The organism is Cyclobacterium qasimii M12-11B, assembly GCF_000427295.1.
Classification (GTDB): Bacteria; Bacteroidota; Bacteroidia; order Cytophagales; family Cyclobacteriaceae; genus Cyclobacterium; species Cyclobacterium qasimii.
The window spans coordinates 13,101-33,245 of the sequence record NZ_ATNM01000116.1 but is presented as its reverse complement, the minus strand read 5'-3'; the positions used below and the strand labels follow the sequence as shown (position 1 = coordinate 33,245).

The following is a 20,145-nucleotide window of genomic DNA, read 5'->3' as shown; positions in this document are numbered from 1 at the left end:
TTAAAAGAGCATTAGCCATGCTTTACCTGGTGAAAATAATTCATGAGAAATGTCTGGATAGCCATCCATATAAAATCGGCTAAACCTGGATAATGCAAAAGACATAATCTGGGTTTAATTTACCTTGGAAAAGTACCTGATTTCAAAACGATTTTGGTTTGCCCCTTTAAAAAGAGGCTTTTTCTCCATTCTTAACACCATATTTTCAGCATTAATCGATAAGATTTCATAGACATTAACCAGCCCACCATTCGCGTCAAAATAATTGAGGCGATTGTCTTTAATTGAATATTTATTACTTACTGAAGCGTTTACCGCACTGGTGATTGCCTCACCAGAGGGTAAAAACTTATAGATTTCTTCTTGATGCCATCCCTCACTAGAAAAATCAAATTGGTTGTAATGGTAATAGGCAGAATCTAATTTCCATTCACCAATGATTTTTTGCTCGTTTCCTGATTTACAGGAAAAAAATAAACAAAGAATAAATCCAAAGATCAATCTTGATTTTAACATTAATATTCAGGATTTTGAGTCAACACACCATTACTTAAGTCAATTTCTCTTTGAGGAATTGCAAAAAGATAGTGTTTTGGCCGTACAAAATTTCTTGGCGGCTTCAATGGACCTAAATCTTTTTTATACAAAGCCACAATGTCTACCAAATTGGCTTTGTCCCAACGGATAAGATCTTGATGTCTTTGGTTTTCTCCTGCCAGTTCTACTCTTCGCTCATGAATAATTTCTTCCATTGTTGCATTGGACAAAAGGCTTCTACCAGCTCTCTGACGTACTTCATTGATTTCAGCATCTCCATTTTGACCTGACCTAACTTTGGCTTCAGCCACCAATAGTAAAACATCTGCTGTCCGTATTATTGGATTGTTATGACTCATATTCAGTCCTCCTGTAGGGTTCCATGAGGAGTATTTTCTGAAATGATAGCCTGTAGAAGAAAGATCTGCGGTATATTCCGTGATGCCATTGTCTCCACCAAGGTCCACCATATCCCCTGGCTTGTAAACGGTGTAATCAAGTCTTGGATCACCTTCTTCAAATTCCTCTATCAGGTCCTGAACCGGTTCATGGAAGTCCCACCCGCCCCAAGATCTTGGCGTAGTATATATAATATGGGTATTGTCCCGCCAGCCTTGTAGGCTTTGAATAGAAAACAATACTTCAGGATTATTTTGCGTTTCAACCTGAAAATTATCTTGAAAATTATCCGCCAAGGGGTAAGGGCCGTCTAAAACCATTTGACCATAAGTAATTGTTTTATCAAATTCTTCTTTGTAAAGGTACATCTTGGCCAAAAGTCCATTGGCCGCACCTTTATGTGGCCTTCCCAAATCATCTGCACCATGGGAAACCGGAAGAAGTTCAGCCGCCTTCAAAAGGTCCGACTCAATCTGTGCGTAGGTTTCTTCCAAAGAGGCCCTGGCTTTGTTGTAATTACTCGCCAAGACATCCTCTTCAAGTATTAAAGGTACAGCACCATAGATAACTGCAAATCTCCAGTACATAAAACCTCTAAGAAAATAGGCCTCACCCAAAGTTCTATCCTTGAGGGTTTGGTCCATTGTGATATCAGGTACATTGATCAAAACAGCATTGGCCCTTGAAATCACCTCATATTTGTGCCTCCAGCTATAGAACAATTGTGGGTTGCCCGCATCAAAAGTAAAAGACTCAATGGCCTGGTCTTCGGCATGATCTCCTGCTCTGAATTGATCATCAGAGGGGATATCAAAGGTATGTTCCGCATGCCCGTAAAAATCTTCTACGGTAAGCGGCTCATACATGGCATTTGCTGCTGCAACTGCATCTTCCCCATTTCTCCAAAATTGCGAAGAGGTGGATTGTCCATAAGGAGTAGTCTCCAGTATATTATCATCACATGCTGCAGTAATTATTACTAACAACAAAAGAAGTTGAATTGAATTTTTCATACGCTTAATTAGAAAGTTATTGTTGTACCAATGGTCCAGCTTCTGGATTGAGGATATTGTGCATAATCTACATTTAACTGTAGGTTCCCGTCTGTATATCCAAGTTCAGGATCCATTCCCGAATAACCCGTAAGGACAAATACATTTTGTCCGGTCACGTAAAACCTTGCTTTTGAAACACCCAATCTGCTGGTAAGAGCTGCAGGTAAAGTGTAACCCAATACTACATTTTTAAGTCTTAGGAAATCTCCCTTTTCCAAAAACAAGTCAGAAGTTCTATGGTTAAGGTTATCTCTTTTAGTAGTCATTCTTGGGATTTCATTGCTCGTCCCTTCACCATTCCATCGGTTGATGGTTTCCGCATACATGTTAAATGGATAAGTGGGATCTATGCCTTGCATTCTATCGGCATTGTAAATGTCAAATCCCGCATTCCCCAAAAAGAACAGGCTAAAATCAAAATTCCCATATCCCAATTGAGTGTTTAAGCCGTAGACAACCTTTGGATGTGGATTACCTATGATTTCTCTATCTTCCTCATCTATTAAACCATCATCGTTTAAATCCAGAAATTTAACATCTCCGGGCTGAATTAAACCTGATGTCTTTCTTGGATCATTGGCAATGTTGGAATCGTTTTGAATTTCTTCTGCAGTTTGGTACAAACCATCTGCTCTCCATCCATAAAAGCTGGCAATGGGCGCCCCCTGATAGGTTCTAGACAATTCCTGACTGGACCTGCCATATAACCTTGAACCTATAAAATTACCATCTACCAATTTGGTGACTTCATTTTGGATAAAGGAAGCATTTCCACTCACCGTATAGGTAAGTTTCCCTTGGCTTTCTCTAAATAAAACCTCTACTTCAAGTCCCTTATTTCTTAATTCACCAAGATTTTGGTTGGGTATCTGTGCAGTACCTATGGATCCAATGGTGGGAGGAGCTATAAGCATGTCTTTGGTGTCCTTTATAAAGTAATTGAAATTGGCTAGCAAACGATTGTCTAAAAAGCCTAAATCCAATCCTATATTTGTCATTTGGGCTGTTTCCCAGGTAATCCCAAGATTTGGCACCCTTGTCTGAGCCGCTCCCACCGTTTGATTGCCGCCAAATGAATACCTTCTTCCTGAACTAATGAGTGCCAGGTATTGTAAACCATTCACATTTTGATTTCCAAGACTTCCCCAACCTCCCGTAAGTTTCATATTGGAAATAAAGCCAACATTTTGAAAGAAGTCCTCCTCTGAGATTCTCCATCCAAGAGAAAATGCAGGGAAATATCCCCAGCGATTTCCTGGAGCAAATTTAGAGGATCCATCACTTCTAAAAGTGGCTGTTACCAAATAGCGTTCATCATAATTGTAAGTGGCCCTACCAAAATAGGAAGCCAAAGCATCGTAAGATTTTCCACCGTCAATACCATTCAAGGTTTGTCCCACACTCAGGAACCTTTGATCAAAAGACTCATCCAAAAAATCACGCTTACTGGCACTAAAATAATCTGAATTGAAAGTCTGAGTGGTATAACCACCTACAAAATTGACCTTATGAAGTTCATTGAAAACTTTGTCATAAGAAAGGAAGTATTCAGCCAAAACAGAATAATATTCATTGTAGCTTCTTGACAAGGAATTCATCGATGAGGTCCGAATCTGATCGTTCACAATAATATTGAAATTATAACCATCACTAATGTATCCATCCAAACCAAAATTTACACGAAATTTCAGTCCTTCCAGTACTTCATATTCTGCATTTAAATTTCCTAAGATTTTATGCGTTGTACTGTTATTGTCCTGAGTATCCTGGGTAAAAATTGGATTGTTAATATCTCCGAATTCTCCTGAAACCTGAGAGGAACTGTAAGAACCATCAGGGTACATTACCGGCAGACCTGGGTGAAAACGGATGGCACTCCATAACACTCCTGTTTGTGCAGAAAGTGTATTTGGGCTCCTTTGATTAATGGATACAAGCTGTAAATTCTGGCCAATTTTAAATTTATCACTTAACTTATGGTCTGAATTAATCCTAAAACTTAAACGTCTGAAGTCAGAATTGGTAATCATCCCTTCTTCTTTAAAATATCCACCGGCAATCATAAAAGAGGAATTGTTATTCCCTCCGCTAAGTGTAAGGTCCACGTTCTGAGTAGTTCCTTGTCCCAAAAGCTCTTCCTGCCAGTTCGTCATTTGTGTTTGATAGCTTGGATCTTCCCAAATTGAATTGATAGCCAGTCCATCATTGGTATACCTTTCTCTTTTGAGGGTAGCTAATGTTGGGGCATCTAACACGTCTATTGTCTTAATGGCATTGGAGACGCCAAGGTAACCATTCAACTCCACCTTTAACGGTTGGTTAAAATCTCCTCTTTTAGTGGTTACGATTACCACGCCATTTGCCGCTCTGGTTCCATAAATGGCAGAGGCAGATGCGTCTTTCAATATTTCTACCGATTCAATATTATTAGGGTTTACATCATTTAAACTTCCTCCAGGCACACCATCAATAATAATTAATGGATCAGCATTATTGAGGGTTCCCGTACCTCTAATTCTAATGGATCCCTGATTTCCAGGAGCCCCACCGTTTCTTACCACGTTAACACCCGCAGCTCTCCCTTGAAGCGCCTGTGCAGCACCCGATACAGGAAGATTCTGGAGGTTATCTCCTTTTATTGAAGAAACAGCTCCCGTAACATCCCGTTTTTCTTGGGTACCATAACCCACCACCAATACTTCATTCAAAGAAGACTCTTCCTGAATCATTTGGATATTTAGGACACTTTCATTTCCAATGGAAACGACTTGGGTTTGGTAACCAATAAAGGAAACAACTAAAGCACCATTTTCAGGTACTTCAATGGTGAAATTTCCATCAATATCTGAAACAGTCCCCTGTGAGGTCCCTTCAATGGTGATGGTGGCACCTGGTAAAGGCTCTCCGGTTTCATCCACAACAGATCCTTTGATAGCTGCCATCCGGAAATTTTCCGGAACCGTAGGTAAAGCCAGCAGTGGCTGTACCAATAACATAAATACAAATAGTTGAACAACCAGCCAAAGACCTTGGTGGCTATTCCTTTTTGGAATAGTTTTTTTCATAGGGTATGGATTAAGCATTGAATAAAAAGAAATAAACTGCACTTATATGTTAAGATTCATAATCAAATGCATTTCATTTTAAGATATAATCAGTTTTATATTACAGTTTTATATGTTTACTGGTAATCCACTAATAGAACTATTTTCTATCCTCAGAGACAAAGAAAATTTTAACGGGTTCTCACTTTCAAGCGCCCAATTAAAGTCTCTGGAAAAGAAATTATCTCCATTTTTTCAACAACAAAAGCGCTGAATTAAAATATTCGCCCTTAAATCGCCTCAAATTCTGTTTTTTAAAAGAAAATAAAACCTTACAGTAGTATTCCAAAAAAACAATCGAATAACCTTTGTGTAAAAGTAACAAACTCATAATTTTATTTGTTAAAATAATATTAATAAAATATTATTTAAAAATCATCAGATCAAGGAATTATTAATGATGAATAGATTTTTTTAGGAAGGAACAAAAGCCCCTTATGCCATTAAAAAACCATTGTGAAATTTTTCATAGGGGTAATTATTAAACGCATCTCTCAACTAAGGGATGAATTATTGTAAATTGAGGTCATTCATTAAACCTTCTTAATTGGCAAGGCTAATACCTAAAAAGCTATTCTGGCCTAACTGAAAATCAACAATTTAGCAATCTATTTTTAAACAATCTAAATACAAATACTTGATTTACAGTTATTTATATTGCTTCTAATCGGCCTTGACCCTAATTTTATATTGAATCTTAAACCAAAAGAATTATGTCTATCAGATTAGCGAGTAACTGTAATAACTGTGAAAATTTAGATTCCAGTGGTGTATGCAAAGTCCATGGCGTTAAAGTCAATAACAGCTACACATGTGATACCTTCGAAATGAAAGCAGCATTAAAAGACAACAGAAACTGTGACTCTTGCTTAAGGTATGAAACAGATGATTGTGCCAATCCTCAAAAGGCTGCGCCAGGGATGCTTTGTTCCCATTGGGCTCCTCAAAGTGCCAATGCTTAGAAATACATAAAATAAAATACAAAAAAGGTCAGCGTTAAAATGCTGACCTTTTTTGATTTAAGGAAAAAGATTTTGTCAGTATTGTTGCAGAAAAAAGGCAACTATACCACCAAAATCATTTAATGTGCATTTATTGAACCAGGAGCTATATACCCGTGGCTGTTATATTTCGCCCCTTCAAGGCTAATAAATTGGCTCGATGACCCAATTTTACTAGGACTACCCTAAGTCTTTAAAGAGTTAGATGGAATTCTAAGACCTTGCCAAAAAGTGACGTAGGGCTACTAACTTGGATTTATGCCATTTTTTATTCCGGCCTTATGGAAATTAGTAAAATGGAGGCTCAATGGCGTTAAGAACAAAAAAACTGTTTGACGCCATTCCGGCGGAGTTTTTTTTGTTTAGCCATTGAGTATTCATTTTACGTTAAGATTTACATACAGCCTTGATCTTTTTGGTTCGTTTTTGGATCAAGCCAAAAATGAACAGGAAGGGATAAGGGTAATCAATAACTTATGCCTTAAAATCATATTAAGGGGTTAATTAAAACCTATAATTATATGAGTTAGATAGAATATGCAATAGAATGACTATTACATATTTCGGGATTAAAGCAAATCCGTTACTTTTTTAATCAATCCGCTCAAATTCTACCCATAAAGGGAAAATGCTTTTACCTCCACTCATAAAATGAGGGGTTACACTGCCTTTGTAATGCTTCAAATGAACATTTTTCAAGTCAATCACATCTGTTGGCATTTGCTTCATTTGGGATTGGATAATTTGTGCTTTGGTTTCCAACATTACCTTGCCTGCTTTTTTCAGCGGTTCAATAAATTTATACCTGATATTGTAATTCCCTTCAAGTATTTCAACATTCCAATACCCATAAATCTCTTCTTGTGTCCAGATGCCTCTTTGTCCCGATGCGTCATTGCGATTCAATATTAGTGGGTTCTCATGCTTCGTTCCTATTATTGGCATATGGTCTTCCATCAGGTTTGGAGATCCGGTTAACTCATCTACCAGTTGATCCATGGATCTTTTTAGTTCATTCGCCTTTTCCGGATGGTTTGCAACGATATTGTCCAATTCATAGGGATCATTTCCCAAATGGAACAACTCGAAGTCTTTTGGTACTGCATCATAGCCTGTATTCCCTACCAATTTATACGGGCCTTTTTGAATGGCGATGTTCTCATACAATTCCGGCAACTTTCTGGTCCAGTAAAAAACAAAGGCCTTTCTTCAAATGCCGCTTCATTTTCATCTTTCTCTTCTAATAATCCAGCAAAACTTAGTCCATCTATTTCCCTATCAGTTGGCACTTTTGCCTGGCATAACTCCGCCAAAGTTGGCAATACATCAATATGCGCCAGAGTAGCATTTACCTCTTGATTTGGTTTTAGGCCCTTTGGATATTTGATAAGAAATGGAACCCGCACTCCTCCACGGTAAACATTCCCCTTCTTGCCTCTCATGCCAGCAACATACCTGAACTGCTGTGGTCCATTGTCTGTCATGAAAATGACAATGGTATTCTCGGAGATGTTTAAATCATCTAACTTTTGCATAAGTTTCCCAATATTGTCATCAATATTGGAAACCATCGCGTAGACTTTCCTCGCATCTTCCTTGTCTTTTTCGCTCATTTCAGGCATTGGCATTCCATTGCCTCCAAAGCCTGAAGAAGGATCAATGTCCTTGTATTTTTGATAATATTCATCAGGCACCTGTAATGGGGTATGAGGCGCATTGAAAGCCAAATACATGAAAAATGGCTTATCCGGACTTTGACTTTCAACAAAGCGAATGGCCTCATTGGTAAAGATATCTGAACAATACCCTAGAAATGACTTCTGTTTGCCATTGTACCAAAGCGTAGGGTCAAAATAACTGCGGTCTTTCTGAAAATAAGTCGTGAAGTCTCCAGGCTGCCCCATCCCTCCTGCAAGGTGAATCAACGATTCATCAAAACCCTGATCCCCTGGACGGAATGGATAATTGTCTCCCAAATGCCATTTCCCAAATGCTCCGGTTTCATAACCCGCATCCTTAAGCATTTCAGCCAAGGTAATTTCTTCGGTAGCCATGGTAGCACCACCATTATAGGTGTCCCTTACACCTGTTCGCAAGGAATACCTGCCTGTCATTAAACTGGACCTGGTAGGTGCACATACTGGGGAAACGTAAAAATTATTTAACCTAACACTTTCCTGTGCCAGATTATCTATCACAGGTGTTTTAACATGCGGGTTACCCGTAAATCCAAAATCACCGTAACCTTGGTCATCAGTAATTATTAGGATAACATTGGGCTGGTCTTTCTTTGTTTGCTGCAGGCTCGCATACACCGGATTTGTGATGAGTGCAATGAAGAGAAAACAAAAGGCATTGTAAATTCTCATTTATTTTTAGGTTTATATCAATGACAAGCTCCTATTATCAATACTTTTCCAGCTGATTTTCCACAGGAACAATTCCAGCCTGGTGTTCAGCCAGTACCTTTCTAATTTCAGCAATAACCTCCGGATGGTCTTCAGCAATGTTGAATCGCTCTCCTGGATCAACATTTACATTGTACAATAGAGGTGTTTCCAAAACAGTAGCTTCATTCTCTACAGTTACGGCAGGAAGGGTCACTGGGTGTGCGGTTGGATTCCCATATTCAAGTTGGGTGATAAAATGGGCCTTATAATCCCCTTTTCTCACAGCAAATACCCTTTGACCACGGTAATAAAAAACAGTCTCTCGCTCACTTTTGCCTGAACCTTTAAGAAGGCCTGAAATATCAAAACCATCATACACCCTATCATCAGGTAAATCTGTTCCTGAAATAGCACAAAAAGTTGGCAATAAATCCATGGTTGTTGCCATATCCATGACCACACCTGGTTTGATTTGTGCTGGCCACCAAAACACAGTTGGCTCTCTCATTCCACCTTCAAAAGTTCCTCCTTTGGCTCCTCTAAGTAATCCAGCCGAACCCCCATGGGTTTTAAAAATATGCCATGGCCCATTGTCAGAAGTAAAAACCACCAAGGTATTGTCGGCAATACCTTCTTCTTTCAGGGTGGCTAGAATTTGGCCAACCGACCAATCAATTTCCTCTATAACATCCCCATAAATACCTCCTAAAGACTGATCTTTAAATGCTGCAGACCTAAACAATGGAATGTGTGGCAGATTATGTGCCAAATAAATGAAAAATGGGTCCTTTTTAAAATCTTTGATTTTGGCCACAGCTTCCTCTGTATATCTCTTTGTTAAAGTACGCTGATCTGTTGGGCGTTCTACTATTTCCTCATCTCTCATTAGCGGTACATTGTACCCTTGATACCTCTCATTCTCAGTCAGCGTAAAATGATCTGTTTTCTCCACCTTATCCATATCATTGGAATAAGGAATCCCAAAATAACTGTCAAAACCATGGTCTGTAGGCAAGAAGGGGGATTTATGCCCCAAATGCCACTTTCCTATGGCTGCCGTTTGGTAACCATTTCCTTTTAATGCTTTGGCAATGGTAATTTCAGATTGAGGTAGTCCTCCATTAGAATCAGGGAAAAGCACTCTTCTTTTGTCACTGCTCATTCCAGACCGAATTGGCAATCTGCCAGTAAGAATCCCGGCTCTACTAGGGGTACAAACTGGAGCGGCTACATAAAAATTGGTCCACTTTTGCCCTTCAAAAGCCATCCTGTCCAGATTAGGGGTTTTAATCGATGGGTGACCAAAAACCCCTAAGTCTCCATAGCCCAAATCATCTGCAAATATCACAATAATGTTTGGCTGATCGTTTTTTTGCCTGGCCTCAGATAGCGAAATTGAGCTCATTAAGCAACTGATTATTAAGCCTAAGACTATTTTGGGATTTAACAGTTTCATATTTTTATCTTTTCTGAGATGTATTAAAATTTATAATGCTATTCAGGTTGCTGCCAAGGTACTCTGCCCCCTTCCTGAATATGAGACATTAAATAAGCATTTAATTTTTGAAAAACTTCCTGATTTTCTGCGATAATATTGTCTTTTTCTGACGGGTCTTCTTTTAAGTTATACAGTTCCATGGGTTGAAAAGGGCTATTTTGCAGTAATTTCCAATCCCCCAACCTAAGTGCATGATAGGCCTTTCCTCCATATCTGCTTCCACCTTCTCTACGGACAAAATACAAAGGTCGGGCATCCTCTTCCATGGTTTCGCCTAGAAGTGTAGGCAAAAAGCTTCTTCCATTGATTTTATGTTCTACAGAAACACCCGCAATTTCGGTGAGGGTAGGTAATATATCCATGGATAGGTTTACCTGGTCTGAGCTGCTTCCTGCTTTAATTCTGGCAGGCCATGATATCGCCGTGGGCACTCTCAATCCCCCTTCATACATGCTTTGCTTCCCATCACGCAATGGACCATTATTGGCCATATCAGGTAGGTGTCCACCATTGTCACTGGTGAAAATGATAAGTGTGTTTTCATATTGCCCAGATTCTTTAAGTGCACTTATCACCTGCCCTATGCCATCATCCAGGTGCTCAATGAACGCAATCAAATTGGCACGTTTCTCAGGTAAACCAGGCTCTCTTTTATTCACCTTATCAAGCCATTCCTTTGGAGGTTGAACTGGAAAGTGAGGAGCATTGTAGGCTAAATACAAGAAAAATGGGTCTTCTTTTTCCCCCCTGTCTTTAATATAATTCACTGACCATTCAGTAAAAAGATCTGTAGCATGACCTGCTGGATCTATGATTTCCTCGTTCAAACGCATGTAGTTTTTCCCATGTCTTCTATGGGTGAGGTAATCGTCCATCATGTCTTCCAACCAACCATGAAAGTAATCGAATCCATGGTCATTGGGAAGGTTAGGATGTTCTAGACCAAGGTTCCATTTCCCAATGTGAGCGGTATGGTATCCCCCTTTTTTAAGCATTGCAGGCAATAGAATTGTTTTGGGATTCAAATAACCCCAGTTGTTTGCGGGGTTTGACCTTACCAAGCCGGGGACACCAACGTGATCAGGATATCGGCCTGACATCAATGAAGCCCTGGTGGGTGCACAAACAGGAGAGTTGGCGTAGAAATAATCCAGCTGCATACCGTCCTTTCGGATGGCGTCTATATGAGGAGTTTGGATATCTTTTGTTCCATAATAGGACACATCATGGTATCCCTGATCATCTGTAAAGATGATCAGAATATTGGGTTTCTCAGATTTATCCTTGGTTTGTGCATGCGCTATTGCACTTATTAGAAAAAGGAATATTAAGCATAAATTTCTCCAGTTAAATAGTTTCATTGTCAGTCTAATTGAATTCGTGTTTTAATTATTTTCCCAGGAAAAATCCCTCCAATCGATGGCCTCTGCTACAATTTCCTCGTGCAATTGGATCATTTCTCTTTTCATGTTTTCAAACACTTCAGGATTTTCAGCAGAAACATCCTTTGTTTGTTTTGGGTCATTTCGCAGATTAAACAACCGGAAGTTTTGCAATTTTGTCTCCTTGATCAGCCCTATGTATTCTTCTTTAAACATATTCCCTCTAGGGATAGCCAATTCCGGGTCAGCAATCAAATTCCACTGGTCTTTCCTAATAGCGGCAACGGGCCGGGATGGCGGATAAAACCAGTACAATGGTTTTTCACGTTCAAATTCTTGAGCAGTAAAAATTGGCAATAAACTGGAACCATCTATTACGATTTTGGGATCAGTTTTTTCCTCAACTATTGCTTTTATTGTTGGAAAAATATCAACCACTCCGGCTGGCCTGTTTTCAATGGAGCCCTCAGCTATCACTCCTGGCCAGCTAAAAATCCCAGGAACCCGGATACCACCTTCCCAAAGGGTGGTTTTGCCTTGGGTCAACTCACCGTTACTGCCATTGTTCCCCCTGTAGCTTCCATTGTCAGACATAAATACAATTAGAGTTTCCTTGGTAAGTCCTTGGCTTTCTAAAGCAGCCAGAACCTTACCTATTGCGGCATCCATATTTTCAATAGCCCCATAATAAGCTGGCAAATCCGTGTTCCTATGTTTGTTTAATAATGCTTCAGGTGCTGCTACTTTCTGGTGTGGTTCATGAAACCACAGGTTAATAAAAAAGGGCTGGTTCTTTGGTCTCCTATCAAGCCAGCCTATGGCTTCATCCGCCAAAATATGCGATGAATAACCTTCTACCTCACCTAAGGCCAGTCCATTGCGTACAAAGTTGTCTGGATTATGATGGGAAGGGATGGCGTTATTTCCTGTAGCTATCCAATGGTCAAAACCCTGGTCTCCTGGATTTGGACCCGGTCCTGAACCCTCTTCAAGGTCATAACCTAAATGCCATTTGCCAATATGGGCCGTGGCATAACCTGCCTGTTTCAATAATTCAGCCGTGGTAAATTCTGTTTTTGCCAAATGCATTTTATGCGAAGTATGAATCCAGCTGTAAATCCCTGCCCTAACTGAAGACCGGCCGGTCATTAAAGCGGCCCTTGAGGGCGAACAAACCGCAGATCCTGCATAAAAGTCTGTAAACCGCATGCCTTTGGCCGCCAATTTGTCCAGATTTGGTGTATTTACCTGCGTACTTCCATAGCAACTCAGGTCACGGTACCCCAGATCATCTGCTAAAAGCAGGACTATATTTGGCAATTGCTTGTTTTGGGCTAATACTCCTCCAAAGGGAAGGAGAACAATCATTAGTAAGCCTATATATTTTCGTAAAATCATGTGCATTTTTCAATTGGTCCAATTAATTCCTTATATCGTTTTCATGGCTTTTACAGGCCCTACCCCTTTTTCCCAGGCATCCAGTTTTTCTAGAAGATCTTTTACAATTTCTGGTCTTTCTCCAGACAGGTCATGTAATTCCAATGCATCCTTATCTAGATTTACCAACAGGGTGTCCTTGTCCGATAGCAATAACTTCCATTCCTTATGTCGGGCTACTTTTTGGTTTCTGTACCTCCAGAATAGCCTTCTGTCTTGAATCAATTCGTTCTGCAAGAGGTGCTTCGACAAATCAACCCCATCAAATTGCAAATTTTCTGGATAAGAACCCTGGCTCATTGCAAGCAGTGTCGGCAATACATCCATACTAAGGACAGTGGCAGAGGATTCCCTTGGCATTATTTTTCCTTTCCAATAGGCAATACCCGGAACGCGATGTCCTCCTTCCAATAGGTTTCCTTTATGGCCACTCAGCTTACCATTGTTTCCAAAGATCTCTGCCCCATTGTCTGAAATAAACAAAATCAAGGTATTCTCCTCGAGACCATTTTCCCGTAAAGCTTTTAAAATTTCTCCAACTCCTTCATCCATCACTTCCACCATTTCATTGTATACTTTTAGGGTATCCTCCACAGGTCCATGGTAGCTAAATTTCTCTCCAGGAAATCTATAGGCAGGGTCATTTCTCCCTTGAAAAGGTACATGTGGCGCTTCATGAGAAACATACAAAAAGAAAGGTTTTTCCTTATTTTCAGCAATAAAATCTACTGCATGTGCACTTATCAAATCAGTTGCATAGCCCTCTTCATATATTGAATCTAAGTTATGCCACCAGTCATAAATACCAGCGTTGTCATAATGAGAATGATAATCTACATTGCCGCTCAAATACCCATAAAAAGTATCGAAGCCATGATGAACAGGATTAAATTCCGGTTGATAACCCAGGTGCCATTTACCCATGATTCCAGTAGCATAGCCTGCAGTTTTCAATAGCTTTGCTATCGATACCTGGCTGCTGTCAAGGCCTACCTCTCGGGTTTCTCCACGTACGTAAATAACGCCTTCCATACCTGACCTTTGCTGGTAATTTCCAGTTAACAATGCTGCCCGAGTAGGAGAACAGACCGGCGCATTGGAATGAAAATCGGTAAATCGAATGCCTTCTGCTGCCAAGTAGTCAATGTTTGGTGTACGAAGGCTGGTATCACCATAGGAAGCTAGACCTCCATAGCCCAAATCATCAGCCAAAATGATTATAAAATTAGGTGGCGCTTCTTCTTTGGTACCTGAGGTACTGCAACTGCTTAAAATTACCGTGAGTACAAATATCCAGGCAGCACTTTTTATAACATCCATTTACTTGTTGTTAACTTTCTGTTCAAGTTTTTATTTTCCGCCAGACCATGAAGTTTAAGGTCTCATGGTCTGGTGGAAAGACTCAATTTACCAACCTGGGTTTTGCGTTAAATTTCCATTCAAAGATATTTCACTATCAGGGATAGGAAGCAAACGGTAAAAATCGAGGTATCCATTCGGGAATTTGGTTTCTATCACGTCCCCATTGTGGTCTTTTACTTCTATTGGATAAATATCCTCACCAATTTCCCACCTTTTTATATCTGCCCAATACAATCCTTCTAAGGCGAACTCAATCCTTCTTTCATGCCGTAATTTGGCTCGTGCTTCCCCTTGAGAAAGCCCCATAGGCAAAGAGGTAATCTTTACATCTTCCCTTTCCGTACGAATTCTATTGATAAGGTTAATGGCCTCATCTATATCTCCATTGGTTTCTATGATCGCCTCTGCTTTTGACAAAAGCACATCCGCATACCTGATGATGATATTGTTCAGACCAGATTGGCCGGAAGGAGGTAAATCTGCTTCCGGTTCTATACGGTATTTTCTCGCGCTCAAGTGCTTTAACCTATTTCCAGGGTGATTGAATGCTCCTCCAGGATAGGTATAATTAGGGAACCTGTATCCCAATATATAGGCCCCTGGCACTACCACAGTAAACTCAAGTCTGGGGTCCCGATTTTCGTAAGGGTTATTTGGATCGATTTCAGCACCATCAACGGTTTCATAAGCGTTTACCAAATCATCGGTAGGTACATACCTGCTTCCCCTGGTCCAGCTTCCTGTTCCTGTTCCACAGTATTGGTCATGCAATGAGCCTTGGGAGTTCTCCCCTGAAATGTATTGCACATCAAAAATCACCTCCGCATTGTTTTCATTTTCAAGCTTAAACAAACCTTCATAACTCGGGAAAAGATTGTATTTATTTAGTGCGTCAATTTCATCAATTACTGACAGTACCTGCTCATATTCCCCTTGGTACAATAAAGCCCTCATTTTCATGGCCAAAGCAGCACCTTTTGTTGCCCTTCCTAATTCGGGCGCTTCTTCCTGAAGGTTGTCAATCGCCATATTATAATCAGCCATCACCTGATTCCAGGTTTCTTCCTGACTTGCTCTGGAAATAGACCTTGCCTCTTCAGTGGAAATGGCATCTAATATTATAGGGACACCTCCAAAACCTTCTGCAAGTATTGAATAAGCCAGCCCCCTAAGGAATCTCGCCTCAGCCCGGTAAATGGCTTTTTCTCCCTCAGTCAGATCTATCTGATCCAAAGCTTGTAAGAGATAATTGGCCCTGAAAATAATCCCGTAGGACCTTGTCCATCTGAAATTCACTATGCTTCCATCACTGGAGTTTAATTGTCCACTTCCAGCTCTGGCAATGGGGGTATTGCCCCAGTTGAAAGCATTTGGAGTAGCTCCATCCAGCACACCAAAGCCAAAAAGGCCTTCATTGTAAATTGAGTTTTCGCGCAATAGCGCATAAACCCCATTGAGTAGCAACTCTATGTCTTCCTCATTTTGGGGAAAGTTGGCAGAAGTGATCTTATCTTCAGGATAAAACTCAAGGAAATCGTCATTACAACTTGACAGTGGAAACAACAACACCATTGATAGTAGGTATAGAATATATTTATTGGTCTTCATGTGCTTAGAAATTTAAATTGATACCTGCTGAAAAAATTCTAGGGGTAGGATACAACTGGTAACCAGCATCGAAAGTATTTCTTTCCGGATCGTATCCTTCATAGCCATTGCTAGCAATTGAAAAAACATTTTGCCCATTTACATAAAGGTAAATTTTCTGCAAGCCCAATTTTTCTGCAACAGAGGTAGGGAAAGAATAACCCAACTGAACATTTTTTAATTTTATGAAATCCACTTCATTTACCCAATAAGAAGATTGGGATCCATCCCATGGATTGTTAAACTTTAAACTTGGGTTTGCTGCATCTGGATTGTCAGGTGACCAGGCATCTCTCCACCGAGTAGATATCATCCTGTTTTCCCAGTCCAGGTCAGTAAAATTGTTTTGGGTATACATGTTTACACCCAATATTCCCTGAAACAAGAGATTTAAGTCAAAACCTTTGTATTTAAAACCCGACGATATTCCGAAAGTATACTTCGGAAGCGTATTTCCCAGTCCCATTTTATCCTCAAAATTCAACCTTCCATCGTTATTTAAATCTTCAAATTTTAAATTTCCAGCAGTTGGTGTAAATGGATTGGAGTGCATGTGTTCCTTTGCTTCATCATCCGATTGATAAATGCCTATGGCATTATAACCATACAAGGTTCTAAAGGAATACCCTTCCCTCAGCAGGTACAATTGATCGGGAGAATCTCCTCCTCTGAATTTGGTGACTTCATTATGGATATAGGTCATGTTCAGCCCCATATTGAAGCCCAATTGATCCTTGTCAAATTTCAGGTTATTGTAATTAAGTATAAATTCAACTCCATTATTGATCATTTCACCTACGTTCTCGTATGGGGAGGATATTCCACCCATTACTGAAGGAATAGGTAACTGCACCAAAATATCCTTTGTGGTTTTTTGAAAATAGTCAGCTTCCAGAGTAATCCTGTCGTCTAACACCCCTAGCTCTAAACCTAAATCGAGCGAGGAAGACGTTTCCCAGGTAATGTTCTGATCCACCAAAGCAGTTACTGCTGCTCCAGGAGAAAAACTACCATTATAACTGTAACTAAGGTTGTTATTTTGACCGATGACGGTTAAATAAGGCCAATATCCCGAAATATTCTGGTTTCCTAACTGACCCCAGGAAGCTCTGATTTTCAGGTTAGATATCGCTGAAACATTTTTGATAAAATCTTCTTCCGACAAACGCCAACCTGCCGAGAAGCCTGGAAAAACGCCCCAACGATTGGCTTTGTTAAACCTTGAGGAAGCATCCGCCCTGACATTGGCTTCAAACAAATATTTGCTCATCAAGGTGTAATTTGCCCTTCCAAAATAAGAGAAAATGCGAAACCCATTCATGTTGCCTTCGCCTTGGATTCCTGACGTCCCTGCATCCACCTGAGTTAGCCCTTCTTTAGGAGGGGCAGATCTTCTGGAAAACATGTTTTGAACCTTGAAGGTCTCTAGTTGTAATCCTCCAATGGCCGAAATACTATGTATTTCATTGTAATCTTTCTTGAAATTTATTGTGGAGAAGAGGTTGTTCTGCATGCTTGAAATTTGTGTTCTATTGATTTCTAAGCCTTCTCTGTTGTAATTCCTTGTGGTGGTTTCAATCCCTGTATCCGTGTACCCAAAAACACTGGTATTATACCGGTCTATCAAGTTCCAATTCCCGTTAGAAGAAACGGTGGTTTTAAAGGATAGGTAATCGGTTAATTTAATGTCTGCACTTAAATTCATTGTTAAAATATTCTCTTCCGTATTTGTCAACCCATTGGCGGCGTCAATAAGTGCATTTCTATTGTCAAACAGAAGGTTGCCATCTTCACTAATCGCTTGAACAGAACCAAACCGCCCATCCCGTGTATAAGGAGCTATATAAGGTGCAGAACCTCCAAGCATTTCAAAAACCCTACCTAAAGAGCCATAAGTCACATCTGCATATGGCTCATCCGAGTCCTTACGGATATAATTAAACCTCCCACTTACAGTCAACCAATCTTTGACATTGGAAGAAATATTTGCCCTTAGTCCATACCTTTCTGAACTTGTGTTTGGCACCATTCCTTCCTGATTGAGGTAATTGAAGGAAATGAAGGAGGAAGACTGTTCCGAACCACCTCTTATGGAAACATTGTGTTCCTGAATATTGGCTGTATTAAACAACACCTTAAACCAATCCGTGTTCGGGTATTTGTAGGGATCAGTTCCATTTCTGAATTCGGAAATAAGGGTTTCTGAAAAAAGTGGCGTAGACCCCTCATTCAACAAAGCCGTATTGGTTAGTTCCATGTGTTCAGCACTGTTGTTGATCACATCATACCTTCGACCAAGTGATTGAATCCCGAAATAGGAATTTACATTCACTTGCATCGCTTCATTCTTTTTCCCCATTCTTGTGGTTACCAAAACCACTCCATTGGCAGCTTTTGATCCATATATGGCAGCACTTGCAGCATCTTTCAATACAGAGATGTTTTCAATATCATTGGGATTCAGCTGGCTAAAGGAACCCTCTACCCCATCAATAATAATTAGGGGGTTGGAATTGTTTAGTGTCCCCCATCCTCGTACTCTAATCTGTGCACCATCACTGCCTGGTTTACCTGAATTTTGACTTACCCAAACACCTGAAGCTGTACCTCCTAAGGCTTGTGAAGCATTGGTTAATGGGCGATTAGACAATTCATCATCAAAATCAACTGTGGAAATGGCTCCAGTGAGGTTAACTTTCTGTTGAACACCATAACCCACGACAACCACTTCATCCAATGAGGTAGCATCCTCTATTAAAATAATGGAAAGATTACTTTGATTTCCTGGGGTGATCCTTTGGGTCTCATAACCAATAAAAGAAATCAAAAGTACGGCTCCATCAGGTACCTCAAGGCTAAATTTACCATCAATATCTGAAACTGTTCCGTTGGTTGATCCTTCTATTACCACGGTTGCACCAGGGACAGGGTCGCCATTATTATCTGTAACAGTTCCCGAAACTTGTTGTAATTCTATTCCTTTAAATGAAGGGAGCGTAATTGCCTCAAGGGCCAAATCAGGAATTGTGACTTTTCTGTTTCCTTCTGCCAATATAGGCATCCAAATCAAACACTGTAGAATACTTCCGAGGAAGAGCGTTTTCGATACCTTGTGAAAAAGGTAAAGTATAGGTTTATTCATAATTATTTGGGTTTATTAAATTGTTGATATTAAGAATAAATTGCTTTAAAAAGCGATAGATTACGAGATAAAATCACTTTTAATTCACCAATCAATCTTGTCGAATTTCACCTAAAAGGAAATCGATTGATTCAATTTTTTCCACAAGTGACAAGTACAAAATTGTCGATCAGATAAAAGATTTATTCATTTTATTCTGCCGGGATGATTGAAATTTGATCAGTAGTTCATCTATAAATCCTTTCGCCACAACCTATTCTATTCAAATATTAAATTGAATAATAACACAACATAAATATTTATTTGTTGTAAAAAAAGATTTTTAATGTGTTAAACCTATACCAATTAAGATGGGTGGTAGTATAACTAAAATTATATTAAACATAAGAATTTCATAATTCTTTAAATATCCTTACAAAAAGAGCTTAAAGATGAGCTGCTGAAATAAAACAGGGGGAAAAATCAGGTATTTGATAGGCCTGTGCCCACCCTGAATAGAAAAATACATAAAGTGATATTGCCTGTAACCCGAATTAGAAAATAGCCAAATTAATTACCAAATAGGCCGAACAAATAAAGCAAGCCCGAAATAGCATGTTTACTACTTATCTTAAGATTGCTTTTACTAGAAAACTGATATTTGGACTATATTATGCTATATCAGAAATATGAATTAAGGGTGAATATCAATAAAATTGGGTTTAATACTTTCCAGCCCTTCCTGTACTTTCTGGACAAGTACAGCATTTTTAAAACGCATTTTTTCAGCATCCCATTCCAAATGAGTGCCTGGTTCCCGAATGGCTACAGTGCCTAAAATCACGGTTTCAGGCATGCACAATAAACCTGGCAAGATCATGTCCACCCGTCCCGGCTATACCTATGCATGCCTATATTTCTTCCTATTTGTTTTGGCAAAGCCAGGTAAATTAAATAGAAGAGGTTGAGCCAGGGCAATGGCCACAGCATTCAGTATAAACTTCCTTCTCGAGGAATTACCGTCCTTCTTCATTATTAAAATATTATATGCTAAATCAATTTAAAAAATAGAATATAGCCTCAAAATAAAACAAGAAGAAACCTATTCTAAAGATTATCTTCTTGTTTCATCAGTTAGGTATTAAATCATTAATAATCAGGGTTATTAGGGGTTTAATTCGGATTATTCTGCATTTCAGGTAATGGAAACGG

The 20,145-nt window shown here is 39.6% G+C and carries 13 protein-coding genes; 1 reads left to right on the top strand and 12 read right to left on the bottom strand.

All coding sequences use genetic code 11. From position 1 onward, the window contains the following. Positions 1-114: 114 nt before the first annotated feature. From ADICYQ_RS14020 to ADICYQ_RS14010, 3 genes are read right to left on the bottom strand one after another with little or no spacing between them, the layout of a single operon-like run. Positions 115-516 (bottom strand): hypothetical protein, encoded by a 402-nt coding sequence (locus ADICYQ_RS14020; RefSeq protein WP_020891558.1) that lies wholly within the window; start codon positions 514-516, stop codon positions 115-117. Continuing rightward, on the bottom strand, positions 516-1,949 hold the full coding sequence (locus ADICYQ_RS14015; RefSeq protein ID WP_040416336.1) for a RagB/SusD family nutrient uptake outer membrane protein: 1,434 nt from the start codon (positions 1,947-1,949) through the stop codon (positions 516-518). Before ADICYQ_RS14015 ends, ADICYQ_RS14020 begins: the two co-directional genes overlap by 1 nt. 8 nt (positions 1,950-1,957) lie before the next feature. After that, positions 1,958-5,056 (bottom strand): SusC/RagA family TonB-linked outer membrane protein, encoded by a 3,099-nt coding sequence (locus ADICYQ_RS14010; protein WP_040416363.1) that lies wholly within the window; start codon positions 5,054-5,056, stop codon positions 1,958-1,960. A 752-nt stretch (positions 5,057-5,808) separates the two neighbouring features. Between ADICYQ_RS14010 and ADICYQ_RS14005 the strand changes: the two genes are divergently transcribed. Further along, entirely contained in the window at positions 5,809-6,057 is a 249-nt protein-coding gene (locus ADICYQ_RS14005) for a hypothetical protein (RefSeq protein ID WP_040416335.1), read from the top strand. A 630-nt stretch (positions 6,058-6,687) separates the two neighbouring features. Here the strand turns inward: ADICYQ_RS14005 and ADICYQ_RS27735 are convergent. From ADICYQ_RS27735 to ADICYQ_RS27155, 9 genes are all read right to left on the bottom strand, one after another. Continuing rightward, positions 6,688-7,263, bottom strand: coding sequence for a hypothetical protein (locus ADICYQ_RS27735; RefSeq protein WP_020891552.1), 576 nt, complete (start codon positions 7,261-7,263; stop codon positions 6,688-6,690). After that, complete coding sequence (locus tag ADICYQ_RS14000; RefSeq protein ID WP_020891551.1) at positions 7,218-8,465, bottom strand: arylsulfatase; 1,248 nt, start codon at positions 8,463-8,465, stop codon at positions 7,218-7,220. The genes ADICYQ_RS27735 and ADICYQ_RS14000 overlap by 46 nt, the downstream gene beginning before the upstream one ends. Before the next feature lie 37 nt (positions 8,466-8,502). Next, complete coding sequence (locus ADICYQ_RS13995) at positions 8,503-9,891, bottom strand: sulfatase family protein (protein ID WP_020891550.1); 1,389 nt, start codon at positions 9,889-9,891, stop codon at positions 8,503-8,505. Positions 9,892-9,980: 89 nt separating this feature from the next. Further along, a complete protein-coding gene (locus ADICYQ_RS13990) occupies positions 9,981-11,345 on the bottom strand; it encodes a sulfatase family protein (RefSeq protein WP_020891549.1) in 1,365 nt (454 codons plus the stop codon). 24 nt (positions 11,346-11,369) lie between these two features. Next, positions 11,370-12,764 (bottom strand): sulfatase, encoded by a 1,395-nt coding sequence (locus ADICYQ_RS13985; RefSeq protein WP_020891548.1) that lies wholly within the window; start codon positions 12,762-12,764, stop codon positions 11,370-11,372. Positions 12,765-12,794: 30 nt separating this feature from the next. After that, entirely contained in the window at positions 12,795-14,123 is a 1,329-nt protein-coding gene (locus tag ADICYQ_RS13980) for a sulfatase-like hydrolase/transferase (RefSeq protein WP_020891547.1), read from the bottom strand. Between the two features lie 87 nt (positions 14,124-14,210). Next, on the bottom strand, positions 14,211-15,773 hold the full coding sequence (locus tag ADICYQ_RS13975; RefSeq protein WP_040416332.1) for a RagB/SusD family nutrient uptake outer membrane protein: 1,563 nt from the start codon (positions 15,771-15,773) through the stop codon (positions 14,211-14,213). A gap of 4 nt (positions 15,774-15,777) precedes the next feature. Next, complete coding sequence (locus ADICYQ_RS13970) at positions 15,778-18,954, bottom strand: SusC/RagA family TonB-linked outer membrane protein (RefSeq protein ID WP_040416331.1); 3,177 nt, start codon at positions 18,952-18,954, stop codon at positions 15,778-15,780. Between the two features lie 673 nt (positions 18,955-19,627). Beyond that, on the bottom strand, positions 19,628-19,819 hold the full coding sequence (locus ADICYQ_RS27155; RefSeq protein WP_146946824.1) for a hypothetical protein: 192 nt from the start codon (positions 19,817-19,819) through the stop codon (positions 19,628-19,630). Between the last annotated feature and the right edge of the window lie 326 nt (positions 19,820-20,145).